Source organism: Solwaraspora sp. WMMD792, from assembly GCF_029626105.1.
GTDB lineage: Bacteria > Actinomycetota > Actinomycetes > Mycobacteriales > Micromonosporaceae > Micromonospora_E.
Genome location: NZ_JARUBH010000009.1, coordinates 536,619 through 551,778, shown reverse-complemented (window position 1 = coordinate 551,778; position 15,160 = coordinate 536,619). Strand labels below are relative to the sequence as shown.

The following is a 15,160-nucleotide window of genomic DNA, read 5'->3' as shown; positions in this document are numbered from 1 at the left end:
AGCGTACCGAAAGTGGCCGCATGCGGCAGCATCCACGGTCGTCGTCGCGACCTGCAGCGGACCATCCCGGCGGGCGATCCGGATCAGATGCCGACGAGATCGTCAAGGAAATGTGACAAACCTGGATTGAGGATCCGGGTCGAGCGGGAATACCAGGGTGAGAAGGAGGAACAACCATGTCGCCCATCGAGATCGTCCTCATCGCCGCCGTACTTCTCGTCGTGCTCGCGGCGCTCGCCCTGCTCGGGACCCGGTGGCGGCGGCGCCACGACCTGCGTGGCACCTTCGGTCCGGAGTACGACCGGGTCGTCGCCGAGCAGGACAGCCGCAGCGCAGCCGAGCGCGAGCTCCGGCAACGGGAACGCCGGCACGCCGAGTTGACCCTGACCCCGCTGTCCGAAACGTCCCGCACCCGCTACGCCGCCGCCTGGGCGGACGTGCAGACCCGGTTCGTCGACGCACCCGGCGCCGCGGTCGGCGACGCCGACGAACTGCTCACCCGGCTGATCGCCGAACTCGGCTACCCGACCGGGGACTACGACGAGCAGGTGGCTCAGCTCTCCGTGGAGCACGCCCGTACGCTCGGCAGGTACCGCGAGGCGCACGAGATCCATCTGGCCAACGAGCGCGGGGAGGCGAGCACCGAGCAGTTGCGTCAGGCCGTGGTCCACTACCGGGCGCTCTTCGCCGAGCTGCTCGGCGAGGACCCCGTGCCCACCGCGGCCCCGACCGAGCAAGCCTCGACCCCGACCGAGCAAGCCTCGACCCCGACGGAAGCTTCGACCCGCTGAGGAGAGACACATGACCCGCACCGATCAGTGGCACGACGAACGTACCGAGGTCATCACCCCGCACGGCGGACCGGGCCGGCCGGACGCCGGTCACGGCCGCGACGGGTACGTGGACCCGGACCGCACCGAGGTCGTCTCCGGCGTGGCGACGCCCGAGCGGAACGAGCCGGTCCACCACGAGCCGGTGGAACAGCCGACCGCGTTCGGCGCCGCCACTGTCGGCGGCGCGGTCGCGGCCTCGGCGATGGCCGGCCCGGAGCGGCTACACGAGCCGCGCGACCCCAGCGACGACGACACCGTACAGGTGGGCGACGGCGGCGAACCGGAGCAGACCGGGCAGCCGGCGCCGGCGGGAGTCTTCGCGGCGGAGCAGGCGGACGCGTTCCGGGACCGGTGGCGGGACGTGCAGCTGCGGTTCGTCGACGACCCGCACGCCGCAGCGGGCGAGGCACAGAACCTGGTGACCGAGGCCGTCGAGGCGCTCACCGCGGCGTTGACCGCGCAGCGCGACGAACTCGGCGGGTGGACCGACGCCGGTCCGGAGGACACCGAGCAACTGCGGATGGCGGTCCGCCGCTACCGGGACCTGCTGGACAAGGTGCTGTCGATCTGATCCGTCGCCAGAACCCGACCTTGCCGATCTCTGCGACCTCCGGTGCCAACTGCACCGGAGGTCGCGGTGCATTTCCGCCGGCCGACGCCCGCACATATTCGCCGCTGCCCCGGGTACCCGGTTCCTCGACGGCTCCGACGGGAGGGGGCAGCCATGACAGACCGGGACAATGCGATCGGCCGGGTGCCGCTGGAGGAAGAACCGGCAGTGGCCGCCGCAGTCGAGGACGACACCACGGTGCCGCTGCTGGTCACCGACCCGGACACCGAGCAGGACAGTCCGGACTTCCGGCCACCGGACGGCCAGTCCGGTCCGGCCCGGGTGCGGACCGGTGCCGAGCAGGCGTGGGACGCCGAGGACCTCGCGGTGGCCAAGGGCGGTGACGGCAGCCCGGAGCAGGTGGAGCGGGCACGTCGGGAGCTGGAACACGACGGTGCCGCAGCAATCGAACGCACCGTGCCCTGATCCGCTGACCCGCCGTGCCCTGACCCGCCGGGTGCTGTCCCGCCGGGTGGCAACGGCCGAAATGGGGCGGGGCCCGGTGCCGTGTCCGGCACCGGGCCCCGCTCAGCGTTACGTCCAGCCTTACGACAACGGCGGGTACGCGTTCGCCATCAGCTCCTGGAACTGAGCCGAGAACCAGTGCCCGGAGACCGGCGCGTTCGGCAGGGCACCACTCATGTTGTTGTTGTTCCGCGGGTTACCCGTGTACGTCGGGTCACACATCCGGTCGAAGCCCTTACCCTCGTCGTTCGGGATCTCCGAGCTCGACCCGTCCGACTCACCCGGCGGCTTGATCCACACGTACGCGTCGATACCCGAAGCGGGCGCCGCAGTCGGACGCTCACCCAGACCCGCACCCGACTGGTTGCACCAGTTCCCCTTCTGGAACCGCCGGTCGATCCGCGACTCGTCCACCCGGGTGTTCACATCACCGGCGCTGCTCGGACCGGTCGGTCGGTCCGGACCGCCCCAGCCGTTACGCGACGTGTCGATCAGCATGCCGACACCCGACGGGAACCCGGCCTGCACCAACCGCTGCCGGAACGCCTGCGCGAACGACAGCTCGTCGTTGTAGTTGTTCCAGTCGATCCACGTCGACGGACGCGTCGTCGAGTCCACCGTGATGTACGGCTCGCGCAACGCCGAGTAGTTCGCCGTGTTCGTGATGAACCCGTGCACATCCGACGGCGACGCACCTGACGCGTTCGCCGCCTCCGCAATCAGATCCGCGCTCGGCCCGAAGTTGTCCTCCCAGCCGATCCAACCGTGGTGCCCGGCGTCGATGTAGTTGTACACATTCGGCACATCCGCCAACTGCGAGATCGCATAACCGACACCGGTCACGTAGTTGCCGTTCGCCAGCATCACGTCACACTCAGGCGTCGCCGTCGCCCGCGAACCCACATTCGTCACCAGGTTCGGCAGCGAGTCGATCTCGATCACCGCCACGATCCGCAGATTCCGGTACTCCGCCCGACCCACGATCTCCGCGATCGGATCGATGTAGTCGTCCCGGTACGCGTCGATCTCGTCCGGACCCAGCTCACCGTTGGACGCCAACGCCGCACAGTCCCGACCCGGCAGGTTGTAGATCACCACCTGGAACACCAACGGACGACTACCGTTCGCCGCGTCCTGCGCCACCGCCTCGTCCAGATGGTCCGCCAGACCCATGTCACCCGTCGTCGGGCTGTTGTTGCCGTAGATCGCACTCGTGCGGTCCAGCCACACACCCGTCGGCTCGTCCGCGATCCGGCTACCACCCGGCTCAGCCGCCGCGTTCGCACTCCAGATCGGGTTCACGTACACATCCGCACCCACGTACGGGTTGTCCACCCGCGGCCCACCCGGCGGCGGGGAGGTGGGCGGGGGCGCGGTCGTCGGCGGGGCCGTCGTGGGCGGCGCAGTCGTCGGCGGCGCAGTCGTGGGCGGCGCAGTCGTCGGCGGCGCGGTGGTGGCCGGCGGCGTGGTGCCGACAACCTGACCGGTGCAGGCGACGCCGTTGAGCCGGAACACCGTGGGCGCGGTGTTGGTACCGGAGTAGCTCGCGTTGAAGCCGGGGTTGACGCTGGCGTTGGTACCCAGCGAACCGTTCCACGGCGCATTGCGCAAAGTCACCCGGTTGCCGCTCTGGGTGAATTCACTGTTCCACGCCTGGGTGATCTGCTGGTTGCCGGAGTAATCCCACTCCAGGGCCCAGCTGCTCAGCGGGTCACCGAGGTTGGTGACGGTCAGGTTGGCGGTGAATCCGGTGTTCCACTGGTTGACCGAGTAGTTGACACGACACCCGGCCGCAGCGCTGGCCTGGGTGGCCGCGACCACGAGCACACCGGAGCCGAGTACGACCGCGGCGGCCGCGGACAGCCCGCGACGCATCCGCGAGCGCCCAGCGCCGCGTAGTGGGTTCAGGTTCATGCGGAGTTGTCTCCTCGCGACATAACTGGTCACCGGCACGTCGGCCGGGACCCTGGTGAGGTCGGTGCGCCACCTGTCGTCGGATGGACGACTCGGCGGTCGAATCGCCGGCCGGAAGATCCGGTTGCCCTCGGCGAAACAGGTGTGCTTGGCTGGCTCCGCAGCGCCAATCGATCATCATCATGTCATGGGAACGCTCCCACCGCAACCGCCCGGAAACCTGCCGGTGACGAACCCACCCGGCACTGCTCAGCGCACACGCCCGGCGCCACCCTGATGCCGGCCCTTGTCGAACCAACTACGCCGCGTCGGATGTGACCCAGCCCACCGACCTGCGCGACGCCCGAAATAACCGGCATATCAGGTTGTTGACCCCCGGTGATGGACCGCTAGTCAGTCCGGGCGGCTCGCGAACGGCCCCGCGTCGCCTGGTGTCCCGCACCCTCCCCCCACCCCCCGGAGGACACCGGCATGTCCGTCTACGCCAACACCCGCGTGCACCCGACCCCGGCAGCGCCGCACCCGACCCCGCCGCCGACCCGACCCGGCCCGCACCTGCCGTCGGTGACCGTCGTCATCCCCACCATCAACGAGGAACGGAACCTGCCGCACGTCTTCGCCCGGCTCCCCCGCGACGTCGACGAGGTCGTCGTCGTCGACGGCGGCTCGGTCGACCGTACGGTGCAGGTCGCCCGGGAACTCTGGCCGGCGGTGCGGATCGTCCAGCAGACCCGTACCGGCAAGGGCAACGCCCTCGCCTGCGGCTTCGCCGCAGCGACCAGCGACATCGTGGTGATGATCGACGCCGACGGGTCGACCGACCCGGCCGAGATCCCGCGCTTCGTCGCCGCGCTGCTCGCCGGAGCCGACTTCGCCAAGGGTTCCCGCTTCCGGGCCGGCGGCGGCAGCCACGACATCACCCCGCTGCGCCGGCTCGGCAACGAAGGTCTCAACGGGATGGTCAACCTGCTGTTCGGCACCCGGTTCACCGACCTGTGCTACGGCTACAACGCCTTCTGGCGGCGCGTGGTCCCGACGCTGGACCTGCCCGACCCGGCCACCCCGGGACCTGCCGACGGTGGCAAGCTGTGGGGCGACGGCTTTGAGATCGAGACGTTGATCAACGTCCGGGTCGCCGCCCACGGGCTGCGGATCACCGAGGTGCCCAGCATCGAGCACCTGCGGATCCACGGCGAGAGCAACCTCGACACGGTGCGCGACGGCACCCGGGTGCTGCGCACCATCCTCAGTGAGTTCGGCCGCGAACGCCGGCTGCGCCGCAACCGCCGGCAGCCCCGCCGGCAGCGGACCACCGCCGTACCGGTGACCGCCGAGGAGGGCTGAGCGATGCGTCGACCGACCGTCAGCGTGGTGGTACCGACCCACCACCCGGACCGGCTCGCCGGGCTGCGTACCGCCGTCGAATCCGTCCGCCGGCAGGACCTCGAGCCGGCCGAGATCATCGTGGTGGTCGACCATCACCCGGCGCTCGCCGACCGGATCCGCCGGGAACTGCCCGCGGTGACCGTGCTCGACAACGCATACGAGCGGGGTGTCTCCGGCAACCGCAACACCGGCGCTCAGCATGCCGGCAGCGACCTGGTGGTGTTCCTCGACGACGACGTCGTCGCCCACCCCGGCTGGCTGGCCGGGCTGGTCGCCGCGTTCGCCGACCCCAAGGTGATCGGGGCCGGCGGCGCCATCGAACCCGCCTGGGAACGGCACCAGCCCGGCTGGTTCCCCGCCGAGTTCCGGTGGGCGGTTGGCGGCTCGTACGCCGGCCAGCCGGTCCGGCCCGGACCGGTGCGCAACGTCTGGTCGGCCAGCATGGCGGTACGCCGCGACGCGTTCCTTGCCGCCGGCGGTTTCCGCACCGGTTTCGGCAAGGTCGGCAACCGGGCGCGGCCCGAGGACACCGAACTCTGCCTGCGGATGGCCGCGGTCACCGGCGGGCAGTGGTGGTACGTGCCGCAGGCGGTCATCTCGCACGGCGTACCCGTCAGGCACAGCACCTTCCGTTACTTCCTGCGCCGCTGCCACGCCGAAGGCCGCGGCAAGATCATGATGGCCGGGCTGCTCGACGGCGCGCCCAGCCTCGGCGCCGAGCAGGACTACCTGCGCCGTACGCTGCCCGCCGCGCTACTGCGAGAGATCGGCGCGGCCCTGCGCGGGCGCGGCCACCGGCACGCTGCCCGGGCCGGCGCCATCCTCGCCGGCACCGCCGCCGCGGCCACCGGCGCACTGACCGAACTCGCCAGCCGCACCACCCAGACTCCGTCCCCACCCCCACCGATCGGAGCCGCCTGATGAACCCGCGTACCTCCGTCCACTTCCCGGCCGGCACCACGGACCGGATCCCGGCCACCGTCATCGACCTGGAAGTCACCGACCGGTTCCCGGACGTCCCCGGGACCGACCCGGCCGGCCGGCGGGTGGAACGCGCCTGGCTGCTGGTCCGGCAGTTCACCCAGCCGATCGGCGCGCTGCTGCTCGACGTACCGCCGCACGGGCTGACCGGCGCGGACCTCGCCGCCGCCGCCGACCGGGAGATCCCCCCGGCCGACCGGCCCGAACCCGGCTACCTGACCCGGCGGGCCGAGGTGCTCGACGACGCGCCGCACATCACCGTGGTCGTCTGCACCCGGGAACGGCCCGCCGGGCTGGCCCGCACCCTGGACAGCGTGCTGGCCCAGCAGTACCCCCGGTTCCGGGTGCTGGTGGTGGACAACGCGCCGGTCAGCGACGCGACCGTCCGGGTGGTCGCCCGGGCCGCCGACGGCGGCGGCGCAACCGCCGACGGCGGCGCAGTGCCGGTCGACTACATCCGCGAACCCCGCCCCGGGCTGTCGCACGCCCGCAACCGGGCGCTGCGCGCCACCGTCGGCGAGATCGTCGCCTGGATCGACGACGACGAGGTGGCCGACCCGCACTGGCTCGCCGAGATCGCCCGCGCCCTGGCCGACCACCCGCAGGCCGACGCGGTCACCGGGGCCATCGTGCCGGCCGAACTCGCCACCGACGCCCAGCTGTGGTTCGAGCAGTACGGCGGGCACAGCAAGGGCCGTGGCTTCACGCCGGACGTGTTCTCCCCGGCCACCGCGCACCGGCAGAGCCCGCTCTACCCGCTGCCGCCGTTCGGTGCCGGCGGCAACATGGCCTTCCGACCCGGCGTGCTGGAGCGCATCGGCGGTTTCGACACCGCGCTCGGCGCCGGCACCCCGGCGATGGGCTCCGAGGACACCCTGGCCCTGATGCAGGTGCTGGTAGGCGACGGCACCGTCGCCTACCAGCCCAGCGCCCTGGTCTGGCACCACCACCGCAGCGACCTGGCCGGGCTGCGCAACCAGCTGGTCGGCTACGGCACCGGGCTGACCGCCGCCTACACCAGCCTGCTGCTGCGCGAACCTCGGCTGCTCGGACCGCTGCTGCGGCTCGCTCCGACCGCGCTGCGCGACACGTTCGGCGGCGGTGACGGGCAGCGGCTGGCCGGGCTACGCGACGACTTCCCCCGCGAGCTGGTCGGCGCCAACCGGCGCGGGCTGCTCGCCGGGCCGGTCGCGTACCTGCGCAGCCGGATGGCCGACCGGCGGCTGCGCCGTCGGATGCGGGGCTGGCCGTGACCGCCGCCGGCACGACCGTCCCGCCACCGGCGGTGGTGGTGGTCCGCCGCCCGGCGCTGCTGCGCAGCGCGGCGGCGCTGATGACCTCCACGGTGGCCAGCGCCGCGCTCGGGTTCGTGTTCTGGGTGGTGGCCGCCCGCTGGTTCGCGCCGGAGGCGGTCGGCCGGGCGTCGGCGGCGGTGTCTGCGATGACGCTGCTGGCCGGGCTCGCCCAACTCAACCTGATCAACCTGTACGCCCGGTTCCTGCCCGGTGCCGGCCGGCACACCCGCCGGCTGGTGCTCACCGGATACGCCGCGTCGGCGGCGATGTCCCTGCTGCTCAGCGGCGGGTTCCTGGCCCTCGGCATGGGCACCGGCATCATCGGCCCGGCGCCGACGCAGCGGCTGTTCTTCGTCGCCGCCGTGGTCGGCACGGCGATCTTCTTCATCACCGACGGGGTGCTGACCGCGCTGCGGCGGGCCGGCAGCGTACCGGCGAAGAACGTGGTCGCGTCCACCGCCAAGGTGGCGCTGCTGCCGCTGCTGGCCGGCACCGCCGCCGGCGACGGGATGCTCCTCGCCTGGTCGGCGCCGATGCTGGCGACCATGCTCGGGGTCAACTGGTGGGTGCTGGCCCGGCTCGCCCCGGCGCACGCCCGCACCGCACCGGAGGCACCGGCCCCGGCCCGGCGGGAGCTGCTCGGCTTCGCCTCCGCCGAGTACGTCAACGGGCTGCTCACCAACGCCGTCGCGTACCTGCCGCCGGTGCTGGTGGCCAGCGTGCTGGGCGCCACCGCCAGCGCCTACTTCTACATCCCGTGGGTGATCGGGGTGGCCGGCAGCACGCTGCTGTGGAACGTCGTCACCTCGTTCGTGGTCACCGCGTCCAGCGACGCGGCGGCGGCCCGGGCACATGTCGACCGGGCGGTCCTGCTGGTCGCCGCCGTTGTGCTGCCGGGTGCCGCCGTGCTCGCCGGGGCGGCCGGGCCGCTGCTGCGGCTGCTCGGCGGGCAGTACGCCGCCGAGGGCGCCGACACACTACGGCTGATCGGGCTGTCGCTGCCGTTCACCGGGGTGATCCTGCTCTACTGCGCGTTCGCGATGATGGAGAAGCGGATGTGGCCGGTGGTGACCGTGCAGTCGGTCGGCATCGCCGCGTTTCTGCTGGTCAGCTGGGTCGGGTTGCCCCGGGTCGGAATCATCGCGCCGGCCGCCGCGCTGTGTATGGCACAGGCTGCGGTCGCGATCGTGCTGCTTCCCGGGCTGATCCGCCGCTACCGGGCCACCGGCGACGTGACGAACGCCCCGGCCTGGGCCCGACGTACCGCCGAGTCCGAGACCGTTACCGCCGACACCGGAGGTGCCGGATGACCGATCTCGCCCTGCGTCCCGTCCGCCCGTTCCCCCAGGCACCGGCAGCCGGACCGGCTGTCGACACCGCGCCTGGTGTCGACACCGCGCCGGCCGTTGACGGCGTACCTGCCGTGGACGGCCGGACCGGTCAGGCGCGCACCGGTCTGGTCGTCGCGGTCCTGGCGCTGCTCGGCCTGGCAGCCGGCGGCCCGTGGCAGGCCCCGACCGCGGTCGCGTTCGCCGCCCTGGGCCCCGGTGCCGCGCTGCTCAGCCACCTGACCGTCCGGCCGGCGGCGACCCGGTGGGCGACGACCGTACTCGCCAGCCTGGCCGGGTACGCGGCCGTGGCCACCGGATCGGTCTGGGCCGGCTGGTGGCAGCCCAGGTTGGCCGTCGCCGCGATGGCGGTGGCGGTGGCGGCCGTCAGCGCCGCCGGGCTGCTCCGGGCCGGGCGAGCGGGCCACGGCCACGGTTCCCGCCCCGGGCCGGTCCGACGGTGGCCGCACGCCCGGCGGGCGGGCCTCGCCGGGCGGCCGGCTGTCGCACGGCGGCCGCTGCTGGCGCATGCCGTTGTGATCGGTGCGGCGTTGGCGCTGTGGTGGATCGCGATGTCCCACACCGATGTGGCCCAGGTGGGCGGTTTCGGGCTGCTCGGCACCGTCAGTCCGATCTTCCTGGCCGCGCTGGCGCTCGCCGTCGCCGGCTTCGTCGCCGCGCTGGCCGGGCTGCGGCCCGCCGCCGACCGGCCTAACGCTGCCGACCGAACGACCGCGGCCGACCGGGCCACCGGGCGCGGGCTGGCCGCCGCCGGCTACCTGGTGCTGCTGGTCGTGCTGCTGCACGGCACCACCCCGCTGCTGCTCGACCAACCGCAGTACGCCTGGACGTACAAGCACCTCGGGGTGATCGACCTCATCGCGGCCGGCAACCCGGTCGACGCCGCGACCGACATCTACCAGCAGTGGCCGGCGCTGTTCGCCGGTGCCGCTCAGCTCGGCGCGGCCGGTGGCATCGCACCGGCGACGCTGGCCGACTGGTCGCCGGTCTTCTTCAACCTGGCCGCCGCCCCGGTGCTGTACGCCATCGCCCGTACCCTCGCCGACGACCGGCGGGTGGCGTACCTGACTGTGTTCGGGTTCTTCGCGGTCAACTGGGTGGAAGAGGACTACCTGTCCCCGCAGGCGTTCGGTTTCCTGCTCAGCCTCGGGGTGCTGCTGATCGTGCTGACCTGGCTGCGCTCGCCGGCCGGTGGCAGCGCATCGGACCGCCGCGATGGACCGGACCGCCGGGTCCGGGGCTGGGCGACAGTGGCGGCGTTGGCGCTGCTGGCCGTGCTCACCGCCGCCCACCAGCTGTCGCCGTACCTGGTAGTGGCGCAGGTGGCCGTGCTGGCCGCGCTGCGGCTGGTCCGGCCCCGCTGGCTGCCGCTGGCGATGGGCGCGGTCGTGCTCGGCTACCTGCTGCCCCGGTTCGGGTTCGTGTCGGAGGCGTTCGGCGTCTTCGACGGGTTCGACATCTTCGCCAACGCCGCCGGCAACGCCGAGAGCTGGGGTTCGACCGGGCAGGCGTTCTCGGCGATCGTGGTCCGTACGCTCGCGCTGACCGTCTGGGCGCTGACCGTGCTGGCGGTGCTGGCGTACCGTCGCCGGCTGCGTACCGTGCTGGTGCCGGCGCTGCTGGCCGCCACGCCGTTCGTCCTGCTCGCGGCGCAGAGCTACGGCGGCGAGGCGATCTACCGGGTGTTCCTGTTCTCCGCGCCGTGGTGCGCCTTCCTGATCGCCCGCGCGGTGGTCGACCGGGCCGACCGTCAGCTCGACCGCGCCGACCAGCGTCGGGTTGACCGCGCCGACCAGCGTCGGGTTGGCCGGCGTCGGCGGTGGCTGGGGCCGGTCGCGGCGGTGGCGGTCGCTGTGGCGCTCGGCGGCTTCGCCCTCGGTACGGTGCAGGGTCGGCACGGGCAGTTGGCCGTGGACCGGCAGACCGCCGACGAGGTGGCCGCCGCCCGCCAGCTGTACGCCGCCGCCGAGCCCGGTGCCACCATCGCGGTCGCCACGTCCAACTTTCCCAGTCGGCTGACGGCCGCGTACCCGCAGTTCAACACCGATGTGCCGGCCGGCGAGCCGGACCTGGTGGTCGGTGCGCAGTTGCGCGGCGCCGCGCTGGACGGCGAGCACCTGCCGGCGATCGAGCAGTTCCTCGGCTCGTTCACCGGCGACCCGGCGTACCTGGTGGTCAGCGACGGGATGCGCCGGCAGTCCGACTACTTCGGCTACTTCCCGCCCGGCTCGTTGGACCGCCTGGAGCGGTTGCTCGACGGCCGGGACGGTTGGTCGGTCTTCCAGCGCAGCGACGACGTCACCGTCTACCGGTACGCCGGGTGACGGTGCCGACAGCGGACGCCCTGCCGGGCGTCAGGCCGGAGCGTAGATGGCGACCCAGTCGATCTGCAGGTTGACCACGTCCGGTGTGGTCTCGTCCGGGCAGGCCTCCCAGGTGTGCCCGCAGTACCACGCCTGGCTCTGCAGAGCCAGCGCCATCGGCTCGTCCGGCACCTGGTCGCCGGTGATTGTCGCCCACGGCTCGCCGTCCAGGGTGTAGATCAGCCGGTCCGGCCTCCACTCCAGACCGGCGGTGTGCCAGCGGGTGAAGTCGCCGCCGACGTCATGCCCGATCCGGTCGCCGGTCACCGGATGCAGCACCCCGTACATCCGGTCCCGGCCCTTGCCGTTGTCCTCGGCGATGTCGATCTCCGGCGGATAGACGTTGTCGCCCGGCCAGAGCAGCAGCGCGTACGCGATCCCGGTGCCCTGGTCCATCCGGAACCGGATGTCGTACCGGCCGTAGCTGCGGGTCACCGCCCGCCGGTTGGATACCCCGCCGGTGACGTAGATGTTGCCCCGGCTGGCTTCCCGCCAGCCGCCGATGGTGAGCATGCCGGCTCCGACCGACACATGGCCGGGGTCGAACCAGCCGCCCGGATCACCGTCCGGCTGTCCGGAGTAGGCGAACCAGTCGTCGCTCAGCTCGGTGCCGTCGAAGTCGTCGACGAAGATCTGCCGCCAGCCGGGCAGATCACCGGTGGGCAGGGCGATCCCGGACGGGTTCATCGTCCGGTCACCGCCGGCCGTGGTGGGCGGCGGCCCGGCCGGTGGCGGGCCACCGCCGGAATCCGGCTGGCCGGTCCCGTCAGGCTGGTCGGGCTGACTGGTTTGGTCGGGCTGGCCGGTCTGGTCCGGCTGGTCGGCGCGGTGCTGCAGCAGCGGGACCACCACCCCGAAGGCCAGTACCAGCGCGGCAAGGGCGGCCGCGACCGCGAGGGGGCCGCCGCGCCGCCACCAATGGCGGGCCGTCACGTCAGTTGGCGGCCGGCCCGCCGGGCCACCCGCCGGGTCAGCCGCCAGGCGGGCTGGGCCAGTCGTTTCGCCTGCGGCACCATCCGAGGTCCGCCGGTGCGGACCAGGTCGAGCAGCGCGGCGGCGTCGTGGTCACCGGTCGGCAGCAGCCGGGGTACGGCGAGCCGCCGGTCGCCCGGCCGGTACCGCCGTCGGCCCACCTCGCACGCGTTGTCGTGCCCGGCCCGGCGGACCGCCGCCCGGACCCGCCAGTCGTGGTAGCCGTGCGGGTAGCAGAACGACCGGACCGGGGTGCCGAACCGCTGTTCGAGACGGTCCCGGGCGACGACGATCTCTTCCGCCGCCCGCTGCGGCGGCAGGACATCGAGCGGATGGTGCAGCAGACCGTGTGAGCCGATCTCGACCCGGCCCGACCCGGCCACCTCGTCCAACTGGGTCCAGTCCAGCAGCGGGCCGAACTCGTCGGCCCACTGGCCCAGCCAGTCGGCGTACTGCCCGAGGTGCCCGACCGACGGGTAGAGGGTGGCCCGGGCGTTCGCGGCATCCAGCAGCGGCAGCGCCCGGGTGAGGAAATCGGCGTACCCGTCGTCGAAGGTGAGCGCGACCATCGACGGAGCCGGCCGGTTGCGGTCGATCGCCGCGTCGTCGAGCAGGTCGAGCGCCTCGCTGAGGCCGACCATCCGGTAGCCGGCGTCGGCGAGCGCGGCGAGTTGCTCGGCGAACCGGGCCGGTCCGACGGCGAGTGACCGCAATGGCCCTCGGGCCGCAGTAGAGATCGAGTGGTACATCAACACGGGCAGCACCGGTCGCACGGCGCTCGGGCGTGCCGTGGAGCTGTACGCCAGAGGCTCGGACCCGGTCATCCGGGCTGTCTACCCGGCCTACGCGGGGCAAACCTGCTTCTCGCCCCTTGCTCCTTGTCGCCGCCCTGCTTCTTGTCGCCGGCCGTGCTCGGCGGCGACCGCCGAACCGGCCGTGGCTGAACTGACTGGGGTCGGAGTTCGCCAGGGCAGCCACGGCCGGTGGTCGTTGGTCCGGCACTGGGGAGCATTGGACCAGCTGGAACAGCCGTGAAACTTCCGGGATCTGTCCGGTATTTTCGGCTGTTCTGTCGGTCAGGCTACGGCCGGACGGTACAGCGGTCAATCAATGCCGAGGGCTACCAGGGTGCTGTCCAGTGGACGGTCCCGGGGCGGTCATCGGCGCGTTGGCACCGCGAGGCCGAGAGTCGCCCGGACCGCGTCGTATGCCGGCTTCGGCTGGTACTCCTCGTCCAGGATGTTCGCCGCACCTTCGCCGTCGAACCAGTCCGGTACCCAGGAGTACTTGTCGGTGAAGCCCCAGAAGGTGAACGAGTTGCACCGGTCCGCCAACAGGCAACCCTGCAGCAGGGTGTTGTAACCCTGTGCCTGCGACTGCAGCTTGATCACGTCGGTCGGCATCGGCATCCGGACGTCCGCCTCGGTCACCGCGGTCTCCAACCCCAGCGCCTCGAACCGGCGCAGGTTCTCGGCGACGGCGGTTGCCGACCAGAAGCCGTACTGGATCCCGAGATGGCCCTGGATCCCCATGCCGTGCACCGGAACCCGTTGCCGGCGCAGCTCCCGGACCAGGTCGTAGTAGGCGGTGCTCTTCGCGCTGATGCCCTCCACGTTGTAGTCGTTGAGGAACAGCTTCGCGGTGGGGTCGGCCCGGTGCGCCCAGCGGAACGCGTCGGCGATGTAGGACGGACCGAGCTCGCGCAGCCAGATCGAGTCCCGCAGCTCGGCGTTGTCGTCGAAGATCTCGTTGGCCACGTCCCACTGGTGGATCCGACCCTTGAAGTGGCGGACCGTCTCGGTGACGTGCTCGCGCAGGATCTGCCGCAGCTCGGTGGCGTCGATCTCACCGGACTCGACGCCCTCGGTCAGCCAGGCCGGATTCTGGTTGTGCCAGACCAGGACGTGCCCACGGACGACCTGCTTGTTGCGGCGGGCGAAGTCGACCAGTTCGTCGGCGGGCCCGTAGTCGCGCTCGCCCCGCACCGGCTCCAGCGTCTCCCACTTCATCACGTTCTCGGCGGTGACGCTGGAGAACTCGGTGGCGATCCGGTCGCGGTAGGTCTCGTCCTCGGCCAACGCGGTCATGTTGACCGCGGTGCCGACCTGCAGCTTGTTCCACTTGGCCAGGCCGCGCAGGGACTGGTCGGTGACGGGTGGGCCGCCGACGGGCGGGCGGCCGGAGTGGGAGGTCGCGGAAGCGCTGGCACCAACCGTAGCCATCATGGCCACGGAGAGTACGCCAGCGGCGAGTATGCGGGTCGCCTTCATGGCATCCTTCCGAGGACAGTGCGGCGGAAGCACCCGGGACGACGAGGCCGAAAAGCACCCGAAACCAGGACGGTGGTTTCCGGAATACTTCCGTAAGTTGATTGGAACCTATGGCCGCCGGAGGCCATAGTCAACCCTGGATGCGAAGGTGGCAGGCCGGGCAGGCCGGAGGGTGGCGGGCCGGAGGACGCCGTCAGGCGGCGAAGTGCGACCAGATGGTCAGTCGACCCAGCCACACTTGCGGGAGAACCGCAGCAGGTGGCCACGCAACTCGACGATCTGCGCACCGGTGAGGTAGGGCGCGTCGGACAGCAGCAGCTCCGTGATCCGCTGCAGGTACTCCGGCTCGGAGAAGATCTCGCAGAGCTCGTCGTCGCCGCCCTCGCCGGAGGTGCCCGCCGCCCGGCTGACCACGCCCCCGGTGGGAGCGGTGGCATCATCGATGATCTCGACGTCGTACGCCTTGGGACCGCGACCGCCGTCGATCACCTTGAACGACACCCGGGTGCCGGTCGCCACCCGGATGCCACGTTGCGTGAGCTCACCGGCGTGCACGAAGACGTCGTCGCCACCGTCGTCCGGGGCGATGAACCCGTAGCCGCGCCCCTCATCGAACCTGACCACCCGACCGGCACCCATACCGCAGCCTCCTCACCGACCCCGTTCGCGACCGCTACGGCACCCCACCACGGCACCCCGGACCACCACTACCACGACCGCAA

General features: G+C 72.0%; 13 protein-coding genes. 8 read left to right on the top strand and 5 right to left on the bottom strand.

Annotated features, from left to right (window positions below):
• The first annotated feature begins 176 nt into the window (after nt 1-176).
• From O7629_RS03980 to O7629_RS03970, 3 genes are all read left to right on the top strand, one after another.
• Complete coding sequence (locus O7629_RS03980; protein ID WP_278167545.1) at nt 177-791, top strand: hypothetical protein; 615 nt, start codon at nt 177-179, stop codon at nt 789-791.
• Between the two features lie 10 nt (nt 792-801).
• Nucleotides 802-1,404 carry a hypothetical protein gene (locus tag O7629_RS03975; RefSeq protein WP_278167544.1) on the top strand — a complete coding sequence of 201 codons (603 nt, stop codon included), beginning with the start codon at nt 802-804 and terminating at the stop codon, nt 1,402-1,404.
• A gap of 153 nt (nt 1,405-1,557) precedes the next feature.
• Nucleotides 1,558-1,869, top strand: coding sequence for a hypothetical protein (locus O7629_RS03970; protein ID WP_278167543.1), 312 nt, complete (start codon nt 1,558-1,560; stop codon nt 1,867-1,869).
• 120 nt (nt 1,870-1,989) lie between these two features.
• Here O7629_RS03970 and O7629_RS03965 read toward each other — a convergent pair whose 3' ends face one another.
• Nucleotides 1,990-3,822, bottom strand: coding sequence for a glycoside hydrolase family 6 protein (locus O7629_RS03965; protein WP_278167542.1), 1,833 nt, complete (start codon nt 3,820-3,822; stop codon nt 1,990-1,992).
• Nucleotides 3,823-4,293: 471 nt separating this feature from the next.
• On the opposite strand from O7629_RS03965, the gene O7629_RS03960 reads away from it, so the two are divergent.
• Genes O7629_RS03960 through O7629_RS03940 form a run of 5 tightly spaced genes read left to right on the top strand, consistent with a single transcriptional unit; the run spans nt 4,294 to nt 11,157 of the window.
• The gene (locus O7629_RS03960; RefSeq protein ID WP_278167541.1) at nt 4,294-5,166 is read left to right on the top strand and encodes a glycosyltransferase; all 873 of its coding nucleotides are present in this window, start codon (nt 4,294-4,296) and stop codon (nt 5,164-5,166) included.
• A 3-nt stretch (nt 5,167-5,169) separates the two neighbouring features.
• Nucleotides 5,170-6,129: a glycosyltransferase gene (locus O7629_RS03955; protein WP_278167540.1), complete on the top strand. Its 960-nt coding sequence runs from the start codon at nt 5,170-5,172 to the stop codon at nt 6,127-6,129.
• Nucleotides 6,129-7,442 carry a glycosyltransferase family A protein gene (locus O7629_RS03950; protein WP_278167539.1) on the top strand — a complete coding sequence of 438 codons (1,314 nt, stop codon included), beginning with the start codon at nt 6,129-6,131 and terminating at the stop codon, nt 7,440-7,442. Before O7629_RS03955 ends, O7629_RS03950 begins: the two co-directional genes overlap by 1 nt.
• Nucleotides 7,439-8,794 (top strand): hypothetical protein, encoded by a 1,356-nt coding sequence (locus O7629_RS03945; RefSeq protein ID WP_278167538.1) that lies wholly within the window; start codon nt 7,439-7,441, stop codon nt 8,792-8,794. Before O7629_RS03950 ends, O7629_RS03945 begins: the two co-directional genes overlap by 4 nt.
• Nucleotides 8,791-11,157, top strand: a complete 2,367-nt coding sequence (locus tag O7629_RS03940; RefSeq protein WP_278167537.1) for a hypothetical protein — start codon at nt 8,791-8,793, stop codon at nt 11,155-11,157. Before O7629_RS03945 ends, O7629_RS03940 begins: the two co-directional genes overlap by 4 nt.
• Before the next feature lie 30 nt (nt 11,158-11,187).
• Here O7629_RS03940 and O7629_RS03935 read toward each other — a convergent pair whose 3' ends face one another.
• The 4 genes from O7629_RS03935 to O7629_RS03920 form a co-directional block, all read right to left on the bottom strand.
• The gene (locus O7629_RS03935) at nt 11,188-12,129 is read right to left on the bottom strand and encodes a glycoside hydrolase family 16 protein (RefSeq protein ID WP_278167536.1); all 942 of its coding nucleotides are present in this window, start codon (nt 12,127-12,129) and stop codon (nt 11,188-11,190) included.
• Nucleotides 12,126-12,932 (bottom strand): polysaccharide deacetylase family protein, encoded by an 807-nt coding sequence (locus tag O7629_RS03930; protein ID WP_278167535.1) that lies wholly within the window; start codon nt 12,930-12,932, stop codon nt 12,126-12,128. The genes O7629_RS03935 and O7629_RS03930 overlap by 4 nt, the downstream gene beginning before the upstream one ends.
• Nucleotides 12,933-13,325: 393 nt before the next feature.
• Entirely contained in the window at nt 13,326-14,438 is a 1,113-nt protein-coding gene (locus O7629_RS03925; RefSeq protein WP_278167534.1) for an endo-1,4-beta-xylanase, read from the bottom strand.
• Nucleotides 14,439-14,657: 219 nt separating this feature from the next.
• Nucleotides 14,658-15,077, bottom strand: coding sequence for a cold shock domain-containing protein (locus O7629_RS03920; RefSeq protein ID WP_278167532.1), 420 nt, complete (start codon nt 15,075-15,077; stop codon nt 14,658-14,660).
• Nucleotides 15,078-15,160: the final 83 nt, after the last annotated feature.